We start from the raw sequence: 20,939 nt of genomic DNA on the forward strand, positions 1-20,939 counted from the left end.
CGTCCCTTTTCTTTTGGGAACAGGGTAGTAGGCCGCCGATTTAGTTCGCGGGCGGTTTTGTGGGCTTCATCGGAATTTTGCCGGGCTTCGGGAAATAGGGCCTGCGTTGGCGGCTTTGTTGGGCGTGTTTTGGGTGTTCGTTTCACTTCAGCACTCTGATACCATGAAAGCTTTTTTCTCCTGCCTGTTGCTACTACTCGCGCTGACAGCCGCCAGCCAACAACCAACGGCCACCGTGAGCGGACGGGTGGTAGACGCCAAGGGGCAGGCAGTGCCCTTCGCGTCGGTGCTGCTGCGGCAGCTGGCCGATTCGGTGGTGGTACAGGCCACGCAGGCTTCAGAAGCAGGGCGCTACCAACTGGCGGGCGTGCCGGTGGGGCGGTACCGGGTGGTGGTATCGGCGGTGGGATACGGCAGTGGGCGGAGCGCGGTGGTAGAAGTGGCAGGCCGGGCCGTGGCGGTGCCGGATGTGCGGCTGGCAGCGGCGGCGCTGGCGCTGAAGGAAGTGCAGGTGGTGGGGCAGAAGCCGCTGCTGGAAATGACGGCTGGCAAGCTGGTGGTGAATGTGGCGGGCAGCCTCACGGCCGGCACTACGGCGCTGGAGGTGCTGGAAAAGGTGCCGGGCCTGATGGTACTCAACAACCGCCTGAGTCTGGCCGGGCAGGAGGGCGTGCTGATTGAGATTGACGGCCGCACCACGCAATACATGGATGTGGTGAGCGTGCTGAAGGACTTTCCAAGCAGCACCATTGAGCGGATTGAGGTGCTGACGCAGCCCGGCGCCACGCACGATGCCGCCGGTACGGCGGGCATCATCAACATCATCCTGAAGAAAAATACCACCCTGGGCACCAACGGCACGCTGACGACCAACGCGGCGTATGGGCGCTTTGCCAAAACCGGTGTCCTGCTCGACCTCAACCACCGGGCCGGGGCCCTGAACGTGTTCGGCACTACCAGCTACAACTACCGCCACACCTACGAGCAGCTCAATACCGGCCGCCTGGACACCAGAACCGGCATCCGGTACGCGCAGCAGAGCTACCAGCCGCGGATGGCGCACGTGCCCACGTTTCGCGGCGGGGCCGACTACAGCCTGCCGCACCGCCAGACGCTGGGTGTGCTGGTGAACGGGTACCTCAACCGGACGCAGCTCAACGCGCAAAGCAGCACCGAAGCCAGTAACGGCGTGAACGTCCTGACGGCAAACGATACGCGCCGCCGCACCAAGTCGTACGCCGCTAACCTTAACTACAAAGTGCTGCTCGACACGCTGGGCCGCGAGCTGACCGCCGACGTGGACTACTCGCGCTATGCGGCCGGCAGCTTGGGGCTGCTGACCAACCTAGTGCGGATTGGCGACACCGAGCAGCCACAAATCCTGCGCAACGACCAGCAGACGCGCATCGGGCTGACTTCGGCCAAAGTGGATTACCGGCAGCCGCTCACGGTTACCACTACGCTGCTGCTGGGCGCCAAGCTCAGCCGGGCCGATATCGAGAGCCAGCTGGACCTGACGGGCGGGGCCGCCGACCGGGCCGACCGGTTCGGCTACACGGAAAGCATCCGGGCCGGCTATGTGCAGGCTGAGGGCACCCAGTTGGGCGTGACGTGGCAGGCCGGCCTGCGCGGCGAATACACGGTGGCCGAAGGCCGGGCCGCTGCTAGCATCCGCCGGCGGTATGGGCAGCTGTTTCCGAGCGTGAGCCTGGACAAGCCCCTGACCAAAGTGCTGGGCGCGAATTTGGCCTACAGCCGCCGCATTGGCCGGCCCAGCTACCAGGACCTCAACCCCAATCTGGTGTACCTCGACCCGTACACGTCGCAGCGCGGCAATCCGCTGCTGACGCCGCAGTTCACCGGCACCTACAAGCTGGCGTTGACTTACCAGAAGCAGCCGTTTTTTGTGCTGGGCTACAGCCGCACCCGCGACGCCATCAGCCTTGTAACGGCCACCGAGGACAGCGCCATCTACTCCACATCGGCCAACCTCGACAACCTGCGTAGCTACAACGCCACCCTGAACCTGCCGCTCACCTACCGCAAGCTGCTGACCGGCTACGCCGGCGTGACGGTGTTCTACAACGAGTACCTGAGCAGCTACCTGGGCAGCACCTATCGGGCGGGCCGCACGGCGGCCACTTTCTACGGCCAGGCCAACGTGCAGCTGCCGCAGAATGTCAAGCTGGAGGCCTCGGGCTTCTACCAGACCGCGGGTATCAATGGCCTGATTAACTTCCGGGGCTTTGGCGCGCTGAACCTGGGGCTGCAGAAAACGATGTGGCAGGACCGGGCCACCCTGCGGCTGGGCCTGAACGACGTGCTGTTTTCGAACCGGCAGCGGGGCACCGTGCGCTACCAGGATCTGGACGTGCAGTTCCGCAGCTACGGCGAGAGCCGGCAGGCGCGGCTGAGCCTGAGCTGGAAGCTGGGCAACCAACAACTGCAGGCGGCCCGCAAGCGCAGCACGGGGTTGGAAGAGGAGCGCGGCCGCGTGAAAACCGACAAAGAATAGCATCTTTCCATCCTGTCATACCGAGCGGAGCAAGGAATCTGGGATGCATCGTCGAATGCCTTCACTCAGATTCCTCGCTCTGCTCGGAATGACACTCCCTACGCCACTCGCCATGCCGTTCACCTTCCAACGCCCCAGCCGTTCCGACCTGCTTCTGGTACTGGTGTACTGGCTGCTGGCCGCGCCCATCATTTTCTTTAGCTACCTGCAACAGTTCGGGCTGGGGCGCGCGGCGCCTACTATTCTCTACACCATCGGACTCGATACGCTGGCCGTGTACCTGCTTGTGTTTGGGCTGCTGCCGCTTGCGCTGGCCCGCCGCAGTGCCTGGGTGGTACTGGCGGCGCTGGTGGTGTTTGTGGTGCTCGATGCTCACCTGTACTGGCTGGGTTATGGGTTGCTGCTCGATGAGAAACCCCTGCACTGGAACGCCGGCAGTATCCTTTCCACCATCATGCGGCATACCCAGAGCTACGGCATGCTGGGCATTCTGATGGCGGGCAAGCGCTATTTCGATGTGCAGAAGCGCCTGCTGCAAACCCAGCAGGCCCAGACCGAAAGCGAGCTACGCAACCTCAAGGCCCAACTCGACCCGCACTTCCTGTTCAACAACCTCAACGTGCTGCGCGGCCTCATCCAACACGACCCCACCGAGGCCAACGAGTACCTGAGCCGCTTCGCCAACCTCTACCGCTTCCTGATCCGGCACAAAGACGACGACTTCGTGACCCTGGCGGAAGAGCTGCAGTTTGTGGATGAGTATGTGTATTTGCTGCGCCACCGCTTCGGGGCGGCCTATGCGTTCCGGCAGACGCTGCCTGAGGCCGCCGCATTGCACCAGCTGCTGGTGGTGCCCGGCACGCTGCAGCTGCTGGTCGAAAACGCCATCAAGCACAACGCCGGCGACGAGGATGCTCCGCTGCTGATTGAGATTCAGGCGTCCGACACCGAGCTGAGCGTGCAGCACCTGCGCCGGCCCAAGCTCACGCCCGTCGATTCTACCGGCCTGGGACTGGCCAACCTGCGCGAGCGGTACCGGCTGTTGTTTGGCCGGGAAATCAAAGTGGAAGCTACAGCGGCGCAGTTTCGGGTGGTGGTGCCGGTGCTGCGGCAGGCGCGGGCATGGTCGGCGGCGTAGCGCGTCATGCTGAGCGAGGCCGAAGCCCAAAGAACGTCATGCAGAGCGGAGCGAAGCATCTCGCGTGCTGACGTTGCTATAGCAAGTACCACACTGGCGAGATGCTTCGCTCCGCTCTGCATGACGTTCTTTGGGCTTCGGACTGTCCGACTTTCTTTATCCGTGAAATCCCCGCTATGAACATTCTGATTCTGGAAGACGAAGAGTTGGCGGCGCGTCAGACGGTGCAGTTTCTGCAGCAGGCTGGACTGGCCGCCGAGGCCCCGCCCGTGCTGCGCAGCGTGGAGAAGGCCCTGGCCTGGCTCCAGACTCACCCCATGCCCGACCTGCTGTTCTCCGACATTGAGCTGCTCGACGGCAACGTGTTCAGCCTCTACGAGCGGTTTCAGGTGAATTGCCCCATCATCTTCACCACCGCCTACGACCAGTACCTGCTGCCGGCGTTTCGGGGCAACGGCATTGCCTACCTGCTTAAGCCCTTCAGCTACGAGCAGTTTCGGGAGGCGCTGGATAAGTACCAGTTTTTGCGCGGCAGCTTTGCCGGCGCGGCGGCCGCTCCGGCGCCTGGTCTGAGCGCCGAAGTGCTGCATGAGCTGCACCAGGCGCTGCGCCAGAACAGTCAGCCGCAGTATAAGCAGCGCTTTTCGGTGCGGATGCGCAACGGCCTCTACGTGCTGCAGGTGGATGATGTGGCCTACATGCAGGCCGATGAAGGCGTGACCTTTGCCGTCGACGCGGCCGGCACGCGCTACCCGCTCAGCGGCACGCTCACGGAGCTGGAGCGCCAGCTCGACCCCGCCCGCTTCGGCCGCCTGAACCGTTCGGAGCTGGTGAACATTGCGTTTGTGGAGCGCGTGGAGCCGTACTTCAACAACCGGCTGGCCGTGCGGCTGCGCGGCAAGCCCGACCTCACCCTGACCACCAGCGCCGCCCAGACGCCGGAGTTCCGCCGGTGGCTGGAAGGGTAGGGGCCAGACTGTTGCGGCATGTGCTTTTTCCGGTGCTGCCTTTGCATCTGTGGGGCGGGAGCTGGCCTAAAAGTACCGATTGAGTACCTTGCCACCGCAATACCGCTCCGGGCCCAATCGGCCGGCTCCGGGGTGGTCACCCTGTACTTTTCCTCAACCCCATACTTTTCCTCATGAGCATTATCACCGAAATCCACGCCCGGCAGATTTTCGATTCGCGCGGCAACCCGACCATTGAGGTAGACGTGACCACCGAAAGCGGCACCGTAGGCCGTGCGGCGGTTCCTTCGGGCGCCAGCACCGGCAAGCACGAAGCCGTGGAGCTGCGCGACAACGACAAGAGCAAGTACATGGGCAAAGGCGTGCTGCAGGCCGTGGACAACGTGAACAGCAAGATTGCCGAAGAGCTGGTAGGCTTCTCGGTGTTCGAGCAGGGCTTGCTCGACAAGATCATGCTGGAGATGGACGGCACGCCCAATAAAGCCAACCTGGGCGCCAACGCCATTCTGGGCGCTTCGCTGGCCATTGCCCGCGCCGCCGCGCAGGAAGCCGGCATGCCGCTCTACCGCTACGTGGGCGGCGTAAACGCCACTACGCTGCCCGTGCCGATGATGAACATCCTCAACGGCGGCTCGCACGCCGACAACAGCATCGACTTCCAGGAGTTCATGATCATGCCCGTGGGCGCTCCGTCGTTCTCAGAGGCGCTGCGCTGGGGCACCGAAATCTTCCACCACCTCAAGGAAGTGCTCAAGAAGCAGGGCTTCAGCACCAACGTGGGTGATGAAGGCGGCTTTGCTCCGAACATCAAGAGCAACGAAGACGCCATCAAGATTGTGCTGCAGGCCATCGAGAAGGCCGGCTACAAGCCCGGCGACGACGTGATGATTGCCATGGATGCCGCGGCTTCCGAGTTCTACTCCGACGGCCACTACCACTTCAAGAAGAGCACCGGCGACAAGCTGACCTCGTCGGAGATGGTGAACTACTGGACCGACTGGACCAAGAAGTACCCCATCATCAGCATCGAGGATGGCATGGACGAGGACGACTGGAGCGGCTGGAAGGCCCTCACCGACAGCATCGGCAGCACCACCCAGCTCGTGGGCGACGACCTGTTTGTGACCAACGTGAACCGCCTGCAGCGCGGTATCGATGAGCAGATTGCCAACGCCATCCTCATCAAGGTAAACCAGATTGGTACGCTCTCCGAAACGATTGACGCCATCAACCTGGGCCGCCGCAACGGCTACAAGAGCATCATGAGCCACCGCTCCGGCGAAACCGAGGACAACACCATCGCCGACCTGGCTGTGGCCCTTAACACCGGCCAGATCAAGACCGGCTCGGCCTCTCGCTCCGACCGGATGTCGAAGTACAACCAGTTGCTCCGCATCGAGGAAGAGCTGGGCGAAGTAGCCTACTTCCCCGGCCGCAAGATGTAAGCTGACTTCTGGTTAAAACGATTGCAAAGGCCCGTCTGAGATTTCTTAGGCGGGCTTTTTGTGGTCTAAGGCCCAGCAACTAAGGCAGCGGTGCTCGGCCCGGCTTCCGGAAAAAGAGGCGTGGGGCTGGTTTTCACCGCAGAATTTTGTCGGATATTTACCCTGACAGTTAGCCTGCTTATCCCAGTTACCCATGCAAAAACTTCTACTATTCCTGTGCCTGCTGCTGAGCGGACTGTATGCACCACTGCACGCCCAGAACCGGCCCGATTTGGTGGTGGTGGCGCCCTTTTCGCTGCCGAATGCGGTGCAGGCCGGCGGCCTTTATCCGATGTCGGCCAATATTCGGGTCAATGGCAATCCGGGCGCGGGCGCGCAGTTCAACTGCGTGGGATACTACCTGTCGGCCAATAGTACCTGGGATGCCACCGATGCCTACCTGGGCGCCAGCTGCCAGGGCCTGCTAATGGCTGGGCAGTCGGGCCCGACGTCCATTACGGCCACCATTCCACCTCTTACTACGCCGGGCAGCTACTACCTCGTGCTGGTGGCCGATCCGCTGAATGCCGAGCAGGAGTCTGATGAAACCAACAACGTACTAACGTTTCCGGTACGAGTAGAGCCGGGCACGCCACCCCTACCCGATATGGAGCTGTGGCGGCCGTCGATTTCCTTTAGTGTGGTGCCTGCTGGGGGGAATACGGGAGCATTTTCGTTTGTCTTCAACCGGGGAGCCGGCGCTGTTGGGGCCTGTGAAGTGGGATTTTACCTGTCTGCGGATACCGTGTTTTCGGCCAGTACGGACGTGTTTATGGGGCAGATTACGAGCGGTAATCTAGCTGGGGCCGGCAATGGTTCCCCGGGTACCATCTTCTCAGCACCTTTGCTGCCGGTTCCTGCCTCTACAACTCCCGGCTCCTACTACCTGCTGCTGGTCATAGACCCACGCAATCTGGTGGCCGAATCCAACGAAAGCAACAACTCCCGGGCGCTGCGGCTGGTAGTGTCCGGTCCGTTGGCCACTGCCGCTGCTACGGCATCCGAGACCTTGCAGGCATACCCCAACCCCGTGGCCAGCGGCAACAACCTAGCCGTGCACATCAGCGCGACCGGCAAGCCGGGCCGGCTGACGCTGGTAGACCATACGGGCCGGCTGGTGGCGCAGCAGCAGTTGCGCCCGGCGCAGACAGAAGCCAGTTTCACTACCGATGCCCTGCCGGCCGGCATCTATCTGCTGCGGCTGGCGCTGCCGGGGAAGGAGGCGATACGCCGCGTGGTTTTGCACTAGAGCTCAAGGCTTCAGCCATGCAATACAAGCCCGCCCGATGCTGCATCGGGCGGGCTTTGTTTTTGCCGCCGCGCCCGGCCCGCACGAAAGCCTGCGCTACGTTTTCTATCTTTGGCTATGCAATTCTCGGATCTGACGGCGCGCGTGCCGCGCTTTCTGCGCAGCTTCTACTTCTACACCGGGCTGGGATTTCTGGTCTGGATGTTCGTGTTTGATGCCAACGACCTGCTGAAGCAGTACGACATGTACGCCAAGCTGCAGGAGCTCCAGACCGAGAAGCAGTACTACCTCGACAATATTGAGGTAGTGAAGCGCGAGCGGGCCGAGCTGCTGAGCAGCCCCGAGCTGCTGGAGAAATTTGCGCGCGAGAAATACATCATGAAGCGTCCCGGCGAAGACGTGTTCGTGCTCGTGCCGCAGGAAGAAGAATAGCCCACGGCCGCTACGGCACAGCCTTTGCCGTATGCGGGGTATGAAGAATCGTCGGTTTCGTTGGTTTTGCTGCGTTTTGAGTGCCCTGATGGCAGCCGCTGGCCCGCTGGCGGCGCAGCAGCCAGTGCCGGCCGTGGCCGCGGAGCCCGTGGCCGTATCGTCGCAGATTCAGGTGGCGCGGCAGTTTCTGCTGGCCGTGCTGGCCGGCAACTACCCGGCCGCCTACGCCCTGCTCGCGCCCGAAGTCAGCCGCAATGTGCCGCTGGCGCGCTTTCAGGCCACCGCCGAGCCGCTCTACCAACAAGGGCAGCGCTACCAGCCCACCATCGACCTCTACAAGCTGGGCTTCCGCATCAGCGCCGATAACAGCACCCGCGCCTTCGTGGCCTTCATGTTCCGCAGCGATACGCTGGCCCCGCGCCCCCACCTGCAGCTCGACGTCACGTTCCGCGACACCACCGCCCGGCAGGTTCTCAGCTTCGGCCTCGTGCCGTTGGGAGAGATGAACAGGTGATGGGGTTAATCTGGATTGGAAAAGAACGTCATTCCGAGCGGAGCGAGGAATCTCGCTAGTGTGGTAGAATCATTTACCACACTGGCGAGATTCCTCGCAAGCTCGGAATGACGTTCTTTTTGTTTCTTCCTTATCCCTTCACCCCATCACCCCATCACCCCATCACCCCATCACTCCATCACCTCATCACCTCATCACCAAAAATCACCCCGGCAGCGAAATCTTGCCCATGCTGACGGCGGGCACGCGCTGGCGGCCGGCGCCGATTGACACGGGCTGGCCGGCTACGGCCTCGTTGGCCAGCACGGCAAACAGAATGGCTTCCTTGGCATCGGGCAGCACGCCCAGCTCCTCGGTGGTGGCGAAGCGGCAGGAGGGGAGGTAGCGCTGCAGAGCGGCCTGCAGTGCCGGATTGTGGGCGCCGCCGCCGCTGCAGTACACAGCCAGTGCCGGCTGCTCGCCAAACACCTGCTGCGCGGCGCGGGCCACACCGGCCGCACTCAGCTCCACCAGCGTGGCCAGCAGGTCTTCGGTGCCTAGCTGCTCAGTGCCGGTGCGCTGCTGGGCCTGTTGCAGATATTCGGGGCCGAACAGCTCCGGGCCGGTGGTTTTGGGTAGCGACGCCCCAAAAAACGGATGCTCCAATAGGGCCTGCAGCAGCGGCGCGTGGATGCGGCCGGCCAGCGCTAGGCGCCCATCCTCATCGTAGGGCAGTCCACAGCGGGCCCGCACGGTGGCGTCGAGCAGGGTGTTGCCGGGGCCGGTGTCGGTGCTGAAGGCGGCGCTGGCATCGTGGCCGGTGCGGGGCAGGTAGGTGAAGTTGGCAATGCCGCCCAGGTTGAGCAGCAGCCGCTCCTCGGTGGGGCTGCTGAGCAGCAGATAATCGCCGTAGGCCGCCAGGGGGGCACCTTCGCCGCCGGCCGCAATGTGCTTCTGCCGGAAGTCGCTGAGCGTGATGATGCCGGTGCGCACCGCTACCTGGTCGCCGTCGCCGAGCTGTAGGGTGGCGTTGAGGCCCGTGAAATCGGGGTGGTGGTGCTGGTGGGCTGGGACGTGGTAGACGGTCTGGCCGTGGCTGGCTATCAGGTCCACTTCCGTGGGGGCCAGCTGCCACTCGCGCAGGCAGGCCAGCACCATATCGGCGTGCAGGGCGCCCAGCCAGGGGTTGAGCAGCGTCAGGTGTTCCAGGCTGATCTGGCCGGTGGGGCCGCCCGCAAACACCGCTCGGATGCGGCGGCGCACGTCGTCGGAGTAGGGCACGGTGCTGAACTGCTCCAGCTCCAGGCGGGTGGCCGGGCCGTGGCCGTGCAGCCGGCACAGCGCCACATCCAGCCCATCCAGCGAAGTGCCCGACATCAGGCCGATGATGCGCCGGCTGGGCTGCTGCGCCAGTTGGCACAGGCGATGGAGGTGTACGTTCATAAGAGTTTTGTGCCGTTTACTACCGCCGAGAAGACGCGCGGAGATGCTGAAACATTTTTTGTACCGTTTAGTACCAATGGGGCATTTAAGGCCAGTCAGATCATCGAATGCAAAGAAAGCAGAAATGCCCTTGCTGTAATCAACAAGGGCATTTTCAAGAGATTATCTATTTGAGCAAACAACATCAGCATGCGGCGACCGGCCCGACGGCTGGAAAAAGCCGCCGGACCGGGGCGTGCTTACTTCTACTCGATTTTTTTGCCGGTCATGGCCTGCTTGATGGAGATGTTCATCACCCGCTCGGCGTAGGGGCTGGTGAGGGCTTCGAGCTCGTCCACCGCTTTTAGAATGGTGTCTTTGTCGCGGGTGTCCAGTGACTCGCGCAGGCGCTGGGTGGCGGCGGCCGTCTGCGTGATTTCGTCTTCGGAGAGGTGCAGCTGGTTTTTCTCCACGAACCGCTCGACCTGGTACAGCATCTGCTCGGCTACGGTGCGGGCCTCAATCATCATGCGGGCGGCCACGTCTTCGCGGGCGTGGGTCAGCGAGTCCATCAGCATCTGCTCCACCTGCTCGTCGGTGAGGCCGTACTGGGGCTTGATTTCTACGGCCTGGCGCGTGTTGGAGCGCAGCTCGATGGCCTCCACCTTCAGAATGCCGTCGGCGTTCAGGATGAAGTTCACATCCACCTTAGGCAGGCCGGCAGGCATGGCCGGGATGCCGCGCAAATCGAACTCAGCCAGCTTGCGGTTTTCCTGCACCAGATCCCGCTCGCCCTGGTACACTGAAATTTTCAGGTTTACCTGCCCATCCACGCTGGTGGTGTACTGGCGGCCGGCCTTGGTCGGGATTTTGGAGTTGCGCGGGATGATGGGGTCCATCAGGCCACCCAGGGTTTCAATGCCGAGGGTGAGCGGCGTCACGTCGAGCAGCAGCACGTCGCGGCGGTTGCCGGCCAGGATGTCGGCCTGGATGGCTGCGCCCAGCGCTACCACCTCGTCGGGGTTGAGCGAGTTGTTGGCGGGCTGCTGGAAAAACTCGGAAACCGAATCGTAGACCAGCGGCACCCGCGTGGAGCCGCCTACCAGCAGCACCGCGTCGAGGTCCGGGGGCGTGAGGCTGGCATCGGTGAGGGCCTGCCGGCAGGAGGTGATGGTACGGTCCACGAGGGGCTGCACCAGCTGGTTGAACTCAGATTTGCTGAGTCGTACCACCACGTCGTCGCCGAGGTTACCGGCGAAGTCGTCGTGCTGGCTCAGGTACCGCTTGGCCGATTCAGCCAGCAGCCGCAACTCCTGCTGCAGCGAGCCATTATTATGCAGTTGGTCGGCGAGGCTGTAGGTGGCGGTCCAGTGGTCGGAAATGGCGCGGTCCAGGTCGTCGCCGCCCAGATAGGTGTCGCCGTTGGTGCTCAGCACCTCGAAAATGCCCTGCTGAATGCGCAGGATGCTAACGTCGAAGGTGCCGCCGCCGAGGTCGTACACGGCCACGGTCTTTTCGTCGTCGGGGCTCAGGCCGATGCCGTAGGCCAGCGCGGCCGCCGTGGGCTCATTCACGATGCGCAGCACCTCAAGGCCTGCCAGGCGGCCGGCGTCGCGGGTGGCCTGGCGCTGCGAGTCGTTGAAGTAGGCAGGCACCGTAATCACGGCCTTGTTGACGGGCGTTTTGAGGGCGTGTTCGGCGCGGGCGCGCAGTTCGCGCAGAATCTCGGCCGACAGCTCGATGGGAGAGTAGAACTTGTCGCCGACCCGGATTTTCACTAGGCCTTCCGAGTTGTCGTCGATGACCTTGTAGCCTAGCTCGCGGGCGTGCTCGCCAAGGTCTTTGTAGCTTTTGCCCAGCAGGCGCTTCACCGAATAAATCGTGTTTTCAGAGTCGGTGAGCAGGTATTGCTTGGCGTCGGTGCCCACGATGGGCGTTTCGCCGCCCTGTGGGAAGTGCACCACCGACGGCACGATGGTGCCGCGGCCCTGGTCGTTGATGGCGCGGGGCTGGCGGGTGTCGGGCTGGATGTAAGCCACCAGCGAGTTGGTGGTGCCCAGGTCGATGCCGACGATGATTTCTTCCTGCTGTATGCTCCCGGTGGAGAGGTTGATTGCGACTTTGGCCATGCGGATAAAGACAGCGCGCCCGGGGGCGCGCACGGTGAGGCAAAACGGGCGTGAGCGAGAACAACCGGCCCGGCGCGTAAAGGGCCCAAAAGTACGGAAGAAAACCCGCCCACGCCGTGTTGCACCCCGGCCGCCCAGGTGGGGCCGCGAAGGGTTTCATAAAAGATGTACATAATTGCCGCCTTTGCCAAACCGCTTATATAGCTACTCACGTAGGGCTCTATATAATTAGAAGTCAATACTGTCGGACCTTATCCTTCCCGGCAGAATTACCACAGTCCCGCCGGCTTCCGGCCTGCCTGTTCTCGCTCTATATCCCGCTCCGCACACCGCGCGTTTGGCTTTGCTTTTTGCCACCATCGGCTTGTTGCCGCTGGTGTGTTGCGTTTCCTCATCCTTACCCTTTCCAACCCCCTTATCCATCATGGCAAAAAACATTACGCGTCCCATTCTGCTGCTGGCCGCCGCTACCACCGCTGTAGTAGGTGCCGTCGCCTGGAGTGGCCAGGGCACCCGCCTGGAAGCTTCCAGCCACCGCGAAGCCCCGCTTATTGCCGACGACCCGTTGGCCGATAACACCGACCTGTATGCCTTCCGGAGCCCCGACGCTGCGGAAACCGTGACCATCATCGCCAACTACATTCCGCTGGAACTGCCCCAGGGCGGCCCCAACTACAACACGTTCGGCGAAAACGTGCGCTACGAGATTCACGTGAAGAACAGCGCCACCACCACCGGCGACGACATCACCTACCGTTTCACGTTCTCGCGCACCAACCAGGACCCCACCACGTTCTTCAACATCCGGCTGGGGCAGCAGAACCTGAAAACCACCTATACCCTCGAAGCCATCCGGGGCGGGGCCACCACCACGCTGGTCACCAACGGCATCGTGCCGCCTACCAACGTAGGTCCGCGCTCCATCACCAGCGCCGCCGGCCTCAACACCACGTATGAGGCTCTGATGACCGGCGCCATCCAGACGGCGGCCAACGGCGTGAAAGTGTTCTGCGGCCCGACCGACGACCCATTCTTCGCGGATTTGGGCGGTATTTTTGATTTGGGCGGTATCCGCACGGCCAGCGCCCGCGACGGCCTGGCCCGCAAGAACACCCACGCCATTGCTTTGCAGATTCCGATTTCGCTGCTGCAGAAAGACGGCAAAACGGCTGCCCAGGCCGCCAACATCCTGGACCCTGACTTCGTGATTGGCGTGTGGGCTTCGGCCAGCCGCCCGGCCCTGCGCACGCTCAACGCCGACGGCACGCAGGCGCACTCCGGCAACTGGATTCAGGTGTCGCGCATTGGCATGCCGCTCACCAACGAAGTAATCGTGCCCATCGGCGGCAAAGACCGCTGGAACTCGCGCACGCCTTACACCGAGGACGCCACCACCGACGACTACCTCTCCAACCCCGAGCTCGGCCTGTACATGGCCGAAGGCACAGCCAACGGCACCACCTACTACGGCACAGCCGTACCCGGTCTGGCCCCGTTGCGCATCCAGAGCAACTCGCTGCAGGCATTCGACTTCCGCAACGGCGCCAATGGCGTATCGGGCCTGACGGCCACCCAGCGCGCCGGTACCGTATTTGCTGATGCCACGTTTGGCCCCTATCTGCTGCGCGCCGGCAAACCGCGTTCCGTGGATATCCTACCGATCTTCCACACGGGCGTGCCCAACCTGCCGCCCTACCAGCTGGCCACGGGCAAGCCAGCCCGCAACCCGCTGGCGGCCGGCAAGCCGTTCATCAACAACTTCCTGCCCGTACTTGGCGACATGCTGCGCCTGAACATGGCCGTGCCTGCTACGCCGCGCAACTCGGCTGATTTCAGCTCCGAAGGCTTGCTGCAGGCTGCCGTGCTGGGCCTCACCGACCCGCGCTACAACGCCAATGCCACGCTGCAGAACATTCCGAACATGGACGGCTTCCCGAACGGCCGCCGTCTGGAGGATGACGTGACGCGTATCGAACTGCAAGCCGTAGGTGGTGCCGTACTGGCCGCCATTGGCCTGTTTTATGATGATTACACGGCTACCACGGCCAGCCCGGTTACGCCGCAGCTGCTGAGCGTAGTAGGGTTCCGCACCGGCATTGAAGCCAACGACACCACGTTCAAAGCCGGCTTCCCGTACGCCCAGACGCCCTGGAGCGGCACCAAAGCCCAGCGCGTAGCCCTGTCGCAGCGCAATGCCACTGGCGGCCTCGGCCTGCAGCCCAACACCGTGGATAACTTCGTGGCCTACCCGAATCCTGTAGTCGACCAGACCACGTTCCGCTACGAAGTAGGCGTGAAGTCGGACCTGACGCTGCGCATCACCGACCTGAACGGTCGCGTAATTGCCACGCCGATGAAAGGCAAAGCCCACAAGCCCGGCGCGTTTGAGTACGCGTGGCGCATGCCGTCCGGCACGGCCGCCGGCATCTATGTAGCCACCCTCTCGAACGGCTCGACGGTGCTGCAAACCATCCGGATTGCGCACCAGCGCTAGTCTGCTCTGTTCTGGCGCAGCATCCGGCCTTGGCCGGGTGCTCTGCCTGCCAGCCGAATGAAAAGTTAGCCGGGCCCGGATGAGCCCGGCTAACTTTTGGGCGGTAGCCAACGCAACCAGCGGCCCTATCGCCCTATCTTTCCTCCCGAACTCTCAACTCCCGTTTCTGTGCGAAAATATCTTTACCCGATCTTACTGCTGAGCTTTATGGCGGCGGTGGCGGCGCTGGTTTTCTTCCGGAAGCCCGAGCCCGTTCCCGCCCTCAAGCCCCGGCACGGCGACCTGGCCCTGGGCGGCGAGTGGGTGAACACCCAGCAAGCCGTGGGCGGCCTGCTGGCCCGCCTGCGCTCAACGCCCGACGACACCAAGGCCCAGCTGCTGCTGGCCCAGGCCTACATGCAGGAAGGCCGCGTAACGGGCGACCATCCGTATTACGACATGGCCGCCGTGAAGCTGCTCGACGAGATTCTGCGCCGGGAGCCCGAAAACTTTGAGGCGCTGTGCTGCAAAGCCTCGCTCAGCCTCACCCAGCACCACTTCACCGAAGGGCTGGCCCTGGCCGAGCAAGCCGTGCAGCTCAACCCCAACAACGCCTTCGTGTACGGGCTGCTCTGCGACGCCAACGTAGAGCTGGGCCGCTACCCCGAAGCCGTGCGCATGGCCGACAAGATGAACACCGTGCGCCCCGACTTGCGGGCCTACGCCCGGGTATCATACCTGCGCGAAATCCACGGCGACGTGCCCGGCGCCATCGAGGCCATGGACATGGCCACCAAGGCGGGCGTGGGTGGCCTGGAGCAAACCGAATGGTCGCGCATCACGCTGGGCCACCTCTACGAAACCACCGGCGACCTGACCCGCGCCGAGCAGCAGTACCAGACGGCGCTGGCGGCTCGCCCCGGCTACGCCTACGCCCTGGCCGGCCTCGGCCGCGTGGCCAAAGCCCGCCACGACTATCCGGCGGCCATTGCGCACTTCCTGAAAGCCCGCGCCACGGTAAAGGACTATGCCTTTGCCGACGAGCTGACCGACCTCTACCGCCTCAACCACGAGCCGGCCAAAGCCAACGCCATGGCCCGCGAGGCCATCAAAATGCTGGCTACCGATGCCAAGGAGGCCGACGACAACGAGCAGATGGGCCACTACGCCGACCGGGAGCTGGCCTACGCCTACCTCAAAACCAACGAGCCCGACAAAGCCCTGGAGCACGCCAAAGCCGAGTATGAGCGCCGCCCCGACAACATCGACGTGCAGGAAACGCTGGCCTGGGTGCACTACAAGCGCGGCGAATACGCAGCGGCCCGCAAGCTCATAACGCAGGCCCGCCGCACCAACTCCCAAAACCCCACGCTGCTGTGCCGCGCCGGCCTGATTGCCACTAAATCCGGCCACGCCGCCGAGGGCCAGGCCCTGATTCGGCAGGCCTTGGCCATCAACCCCTACCTGAGCATGGAGCTGGCCGAGGAAGGCAAACAGCTGCTGGCTGGTCTGTAGCATAGGCTTTAGCCTGTGCCGTCCTGGCAGCTTCAAGCAACATTGTATATGAGTATAGAGAAAAGCTTGCAGCTTCTGGTCCGGCACAGGCTGAAGCCTGTGCTACATTTTCGGTTGCTGCTGCCATTGCTGCTGCTGGCTCCGGCCGCCGCCCGCGCCCACGCCCTGGACGGCGTAGACGTCAGCAAACTTTCCCAGGCCGATGCCATCTGGATTTATCTGAAGCTGGGCTTCGAGCACATCCTGCCGCTGGGCCTCGACCATATTCTGTTCGTGCTGAGCATTGCGCTGCTGGAGCCGCGCCTGAAGTCGGTGCTGGTGCAGGCCACGGCCTTTACGGTGGCGCATTCCATCACGCTGGGGCTGGCCATGTACGGGCTGATTTCGCCGCCGCCGGGCATCATTGAGCCCATTATTGCGCTGTCGATTCTGTTTGTGGCGCTGGAAAACATCCTCGTCAGCAAGCTGAATCCGTGGCGGGTGGTGGTGGTGTTCGGCTTTGGGCTGGTGCACGGCATGGGCTTCGCCAGCGTCCTGACCGGGCTGGGGCTGCCGCGGCGGCTGTTTCTGGAGTCGTTGCTGGCGTTTAATGTGGGCGTGGAGCTGGGCCAGGTGGCCGTGATTCTGCTGGCCTGGGGGCTGGTAGGCTACTGGTTCAGTGGCAAGCCCTGGTACAAGCAGCGCGTGGTGGTGCCGGCGTCCATCGTCATCGGCCTCATTGCCGCTTATTGGACGGTGGAGCGGGTGTTTTTCGCCTGATAATAGCTGTCATTCCGACCGCAGGGAGGAATCCGAGGAAACACACCAAGCAAACTCAGATTCCTCGCGCTGCTCGGAATGACAGCCAAACAACAAACCCCAAACAACGAATATGCTCCGTTCCGTCCTCATCTGGCTGCTGCTGCTCAACTACCTGCTGGTAGTTGGCGCGGGCCTTGTGGGGCGGCCGGAACCCGTGCCGCAGCGCGCCACCGCCTACGTGCACAGCGCCGACTGCCAGCAAAAGCACTACCTGCAAATCGACTGCTTCGACCACTGCAACGGCGAGCAGTACGCCACCCGCAAACCCGGCGCCTCCGAAACGCCGCTGCACTTCCTGCGCACCCTCAAAGGTCTGGACGTGCATTGCCTCACTGCCACTGAACCAGTTCTGGTCGTGGTTTCAATCTACGCCCCGAAACCGCAGGCGCCGCGCCTGCGTCCGGCCGAACCGGCTGGTTTCGGGCAGACGCTCTACGCGCCGCCGCGCCACGGATAAGAAGTGCTGCGGGCCTCCCTATGCCCGCTTTTTCGGTTTGCCAGGCAAGCCGGATTCTGTCAACTTCTTATCACCCGACGCGCCTTCTGCCCGCCTCCCGTGCGGCATAAGGCTTGTCATGGCTGTGGCACTATGCACCTCTACTTTTTACGACTTTACCTGCTTGGGCTGGCGCTGCTGGCCCTGAGCAGCCGTCCGGCGTACGCGCAATCCAGCGCCCTGGCCACGTTGCGCGGCACCATCACCGATTCTCTTTCCGGACAGCCGCTACCGGGCACTGGCCTGCAGCTAACGGGCCCAGCCGGCACCACCGGCACAGCTACCGATGCTTTAGGCCATTTCCGGCTCGGCGGCCTGGCCGCCGGCACCTACACGCTGCAAGCCACCGGCCTTGGCTACGGCACCCGCCGCCAGACGCTCACGCTGGCCGCCGGCGAAACCCAGACCCTCACGCTGGCCCTGCCTGCCGTGGCCCTCAATCTGCGCGAAGTAACCGTGGCTCAGCCCCGCGACCCCAACCAAAGCCTAGCCGCCATCACTCGCATCGACCAGGTGCTGCGGCCCGTGAATTCGGCGCAGGACCTGCTGCCGCTGGTGCCGGGCCTGGTGATTGCCCAGCACGCTGGCGGCGGCAAGGCCGAGCAGATCTTCATCCGCGGCTTCGATGTTGACCACGGCACCGATTTCAACGTGAGCATCGATGGGTTGCCGGTGAACATGGTCAGCCACGCCCACGGCCAGGGCTACGCCGACATGCACTTTGTGATACCCGAAACCGTAGACGCGCTGCGCGTGTACAAAGGGCCCTACACGGCCCGTTTCGGCGATTTTGCCACGGCCGGCTCCGGCGAGTTCAGCACCAAAACCAGCCTGGAAAGCAGCCTGGCCAAAGTGGAAATCGGGCGGTTTGATACGCGCCGGGCGGTGGCTTTGCTGGATGTGCTGCCCGCCGGCAAGCACCTGCTCTCCAACCAGACCGAAAGCGCCTACCTGGCCTCCGAATACACCTTTACCAACGCCTATTTCGACAGCCCGCAGCACTTCCGGCGCTTCAACGGCCTGGGCAAATACACCGGCATTCTCTCCGACCGCACCTCGTTGATGCTGCTGGGCTCGCACTTCACCTCGCGCTGGGATGCCTCGGGGCAGGTGCCGGAGCGGGCCGTGCGCGACAGCCGGATTTCGCGCTTCGGCTCCATCGACGACACCGAGGGCGGCAGCACCAGCCGCACCAACGCCACGGCCGTGCTCACCACCGCCCTGCCCCACGACGCCGTGCTGCGCCAGCAGGCGTACTACTCGCGCTACGATTTCAACCTTTACTCAAACTTCACCTTCTTCCTCGAAAACCCCGACCAGGGCGACCAGATCCGGCAAACCGACGGCCGCAACATCTACGGCTACACCGGCACCTATGAGCACGCCGGCCAGCTGGGCCGCCGGGCCCTGCGCTCCACCTTCGGCCTCGGCACCCGCATCGACGACGTGGACGTGGCCCTGCGCAACTCCGTGAAGCGGCAGGTGACCGGGACCATCGTGGCCGGCCGGGTGTTCGAGCAGAACCTGAACGCCTACCTCGACGAGACGCTCACGCTCACCGAGCAGCTCACGCTCAACGCCGCGCTACGGGCCGACTACTTCGTATTTCGCTACCGCGATGCGCAGGATACCGAAACCTCGGGCCGGGCCACCAAGGCGCGCATCAGCCCCAAGCTGAACATCTATTACGACCTCACGCCGAACACCCAGCTGTTTGTGCGCTCGGGCGTGGGCTTTCATTCCAACGATGCCCGCGCCGTAGTCGTGAACCGCAACGACTCGTTGCCAGCGCTGCCCCGCGCCATCGGCTACGAGGTGGGCAGCACCTTCAAGCCACTGCCGGCGCTGGTGGTGAATGCCGCCTTCTGGGTCCTGCACCTGCAGGACGAGTTGGTGTACGTCGGCGACGGCGGCTTCACGGAAAGCGCCGGCCGCACCCGCCGCTTCGGCGCCGATGTGGCGCTGCGCTACCAACTCAGCCGTGTGCTCTTTGCTGATGTAGACCTGAACTATGCCCACGGCCGGCTGGTAGGCGTGCCGAAAGGGGAGAATTACATTCCGCTGGCGCCCAGCTTCACCACCGTAGGCGGGCTCACGCTCAAGCAGCCGCGCGGTCTGAGCGCCAGCCTGCGCTACCGTCACCTCAACACCCGTCCGGCCAACGAAGCCAACACGGTGCAGGCGCAAGGCTACTTTCTGCTCGACGCCGTGGCCAGCTACGCCGTGGGCCGCTTCGTGCTCGGAGCTACCGCCGAAAACCTGCTGAACGTGGAGTGGAACCAGGCCCAGTTCGACACGCTGAGCCGCCTGCCCGGCGAGCCCGTCGAGGGCGTTTCGGAGCTACACTACACGCCCGGCACGCCGTTTTTCGTGAAAGGCAGCGTGAGCGTGCTGTTTTAGGGCCGCCTTAAGCAGCCCGTTCCGATGCCGCGGGTGCTAGAGCAGAAAGGCTGCTATTCTTTCCCAACCGTCAATGTTTTCGCTATGTATTCTTTCAGTAAAGCTGTGGCTTCTGCCGACGCTGTTTCGGCTGTTTTTTCTTCGCATTCTTCTTCCCCTTTGGTGGCGGTTGCCGCGCCCAAAGTTCCGCCCTTGCCTGGCTGGCCGCCTCAGCGGATGGTCCCGGAAATGGCGAGCCATACCCAGGGCCGCCTTCGGGCGCGCTCAGTGCCCTACCGGTCGGGTAAGCGCTGGTAGGTCTGTGCTGATAGCAAAAAGCCTCTTCTGGATTCCAGAAGAGGCTTTTTGCTGCTTTAAAGACGGTTTATTTTTCTTCAGGCCTTTCCTCAGCTGCTGTAGTGTGCCTACCTTGCCGACATGCGTACGGAGCCTGGATTTTGGGGGAAGAAGTGGCGGCAGCTAGCCGTAGCAGCAGTGGGGTTGGGGCTGGCCGGCTGCAACGTGTCGGCCTCCGAAAACAACGCTGCCGCGCCGAATGCCAGCCAGTTGGGGCCAGCTCCCACCGATACGGCTGCCCCCACAGCTACCCCGCTGCCCGATTCGCTGGCCCTCACGCCCGTGGCGCCGCTGCCCGCCCTGCCCGATTCGGTGCGCCAGGCGGTGCGGCTGCTGCACAAGCAGCTAGGCCCCGAGGCCGCCGCGCTGCGGCCCGAAGTGATGGAACGCGCCTGCGTCGGCTACCTCGCGCTGCGCCACGAGGGCCGCATCCAGCAGGGCGGCGTGCTGGCCGTGGCCGACATGGATTTGCCTTCTTCGGAAAAGCGCCTGTGGGTGCTGGATCTGCGCCGCGGGCAGGTGCTGCACCACAGCCACGTCGCGCACGGCCGGGGCTCGGGCAAGCTGCGGGCCCGGCGTTTCTCCAACACCATCAAGTCGGCGTGCACGGCGCTGGGCTTCTACCGCACCCAGGATACCTACGGCGGCAAGCACGGCCTCTCGCGCCGCCTGCGCGGCCTCGACGCGCGCCAGAACGACAACGCCTTGCGCCGCTACGTCGTCCTCCACGCCGCCGACTACGTCAGCCGCCAGCATCTGCAGCGCCACGGCCAGGCCGGCTACAGCCGCGGCTGCCCCGCTCTGCCTCCGGATCAGTACCGCGCCATCATCAACAGCATGCCGGAAGGCGCCTGCCTGCTGCTGGCCGGCCCCGGCCTGGAATCGAAGTGGCTGGACGGTGCCGCTGCCGCCCGGCAGCTGGCGACGCGGGGCTGGCGGTAGGGCATGCCCTGTGCTGGGGCCAGAAGATGTAACGCGAAGTTCCACTTCGCGACACCTGGCGAAACCAAGTGCTACTTGTTCTGGCGCTCCGCGAAGTACAACTTCGCGTTACATCTTCTTGCTTCAATGTAAAACCGTACAGCATA

General features: G+C 63.5%; 15 protein-coding genes. 13 read left to right on the forward strand and 2 right to left on the reverse strand.

Annotated elements, in window-relative coordinates:
- The first annotated feature begins 163 nt into the window (after positions 1-163).
- From N008_RS11295 to N008_RS11325, 7 genes are all read left to right on the forward strand, one after another.
- Positions 164-2,515, forward strand: a complete 2,352-nt coding sequence (locus tag N008_RS11295; RefSeq protein WP_044016064.1) for an outer membrane beta-barrel family protein — start codon at positions 164-166, stop codon at positions 2,513-2,515.
- 112 nt (positions 2,516-2,627) lie between these two features.
- Positions 2,628-3,653: a sensor histidine kinase gene (locus N008_RS21610; RefSeq protein WP_052381448.1), complete on the forward strand. Its 1,026-nt coding sequence runs from the start codon at positions 2,628-2,630 to the stop codon at positions 3,651-3,653.
- Between the two features lie 176 nt (positions 3,654-3,829).
- The gene (locus tag N008_RS11305) at positions 3,830-4,621 is read left to right on the forward strand and encodes a LytR/AlgR family response regulator transcription factor (RefSeq protein ID WP_044016066.1); all 792 of its coding nucleotides are present in this window, start codon (positions 3,830-3,832) and stop codon (positions 4,619-4,621) included.
- A 173-nt stretch (positions 4,622-4,794) separates the two neighbouring features.
- On the forward strand, positions 4,795-6,066 hold the full coding sequence (gene eno / locus N008_RS11310; protein ID WP_044016068.1) for a phosphopyruvate hydratase: 1,272 nt from the start codon (positions 4,795-4,797) through the stop codon (positions 6,064-6,066).
- A gap of 193 nt (positions 6,067-6,259) precedes the next feature.
- Positions 6,260-7,354, forward strand: a complete 1,095-nt coding sequence (locus N008_RS11315; RefSeq protein WP_044016070.1) for a CARDB domain-containing protein — start codon at positions 6,260-6,262, stop codon at positions 7,352-7,354.
- A 117-nt stretch (positions 7,355-7,471) separates the two neighbouring features.
- Positions 7,472-7,786 (forward strand): FtsB family cell division protein, encoded by a 315-nt coding sequence (locus N008_RS11320; protein ID WP_044016072.1) that lies wholly within the window; start codon positions 7,472-7,474, stop codon positions 7,784-7,786.
- Between the two features lie 76 nt (positions 7,787-7,862).
- Positions 7,863-8,300 carry a hypothetical protein gene (locus N008_RS11325; protein ID WP_197062839.1) on the forward strand — a complete coding sequence of 146 codons (438 nt, stop codon included), beginning with the start codon at positions 7,863-7,865 and terminating at the stop codon, positions 8,298-8,300.
- Positions 8,301-8,504: 204 nt separating this feature from the next.
- Here N008_RS11325 and N008_RS11330 read toward each other — a convergent pair whose 3' ends face one another.
- Positions 8,505-9,722 carry an anhydro-N-acetylmuramic acid kinase gene (locus N008_RS11330; protein WP_044016076.1) on the reverse strand — a complete coding sequence of 406 codons (1,218 nt, stop codon included), beginning with the start codon at positions 9,720-9,722 and terminating at the stop codon, positions 8,505-8,507.
- Between the two features lie 245 nt (positions 9,723-9,967).
- The gene (hscA, locus tag N008_RS11335) at positions 9,968-11,830 is read right to left on the reverse strand and encodes a Fe-S protein assembly chaperone HscA (protein WP_044016079.1); all 1,863 of its coding nucleotides are present in this window, start codon (positions 11,828-11,830) and stop codon (positions 9,968-9,970) included.
- A gap of 424 nt (positions 11,831-12,254) precedes the next feature.
- Here hscA and N008_RS11345 point away from each other — a divergent pair, with 424 nt between their 5' ends.
- The 6 genes from N008_RS11345 (at position 12,255) to N008_RS11370 (ending at position 20,793) form a co-directional block, all read left to right on the forward strand.
- Positions 12,255-14,324 (forward strand): DUF4331 family protein, encoded by a 2,070-nt coding sequence (locus N008_RS11345; protein WP_052381449.1) that lies wholly within the window; start codon positions 12,255-12,257, stop codon positions 14,322-14,324.
- 168 nt (positions 14,325-14,492) lie between these two features.
- Entirely contained in the window at positions 14,493-15,818 is a 1,326-nt protein-coding gene (locus N008_RS11350; RefSeq protein ID WP_156109249.1) for a tetratricopeptide repeat protein, read from the forward strand.
- Between the two features lie 99 nt (positions 15,819-15,917).
- Positions 15,918-16,577, forward strand: a complete 660-nt coding sequence (locus N008_RS11355) for a HupE/UreJ family protein (protein ID WP_231569687.1) — start codon at positions 15,918-15,920, stop codon at positions 16,575-16,577.
- A 112-nt stretch (positions 16,578-16,689) separates the two neighbouring features.
- Complete coding sequence (locus tag N008_RS11360; RefSeq protein ID WP_044016083.1) at positions 16,690-17,076, forward strand: hypothetical protein; 387 nt, start codon at positions 16,690-16,692, stop codon at positions 17,074-17,076.
- Between the two features lie 132 nt (positions 17,077-17,208).
- Positions 17,209-19,515 (forward strand): TonB-dependent receptor, encoded by a 2,307-nt coding sequence (locus tag N008_RS11365; RefSeq protein WP_044016085.1) that lies wholly within the window; start codon positions 17,209-17,211, stop codon positions 19,513-19,515.
- Positions 19,516-19,932: 417 nt separating this feature from the next.
- A complete protein-coding gene (locus tag N008_RS11370) occupies positions 19,933-20,793 on the forward strand; it encodes a murein L,D-transpeptidase catalytic domain family protein (RefSeq protein WP_081910752.1) in 861 nt (286 codons plus the stop codon).
- Positions 20,794-20,939 lie beyond the last annotated feature (146 nt).

Source organism: Hymenobacter sp. APR13, from assembly GCF_000737515.1.
Classification (GTDB): Bacteria; Bacteroidota; Bacteroidia; order Cytophagales; family Hymenobacteraceae; genus Hymenobacter.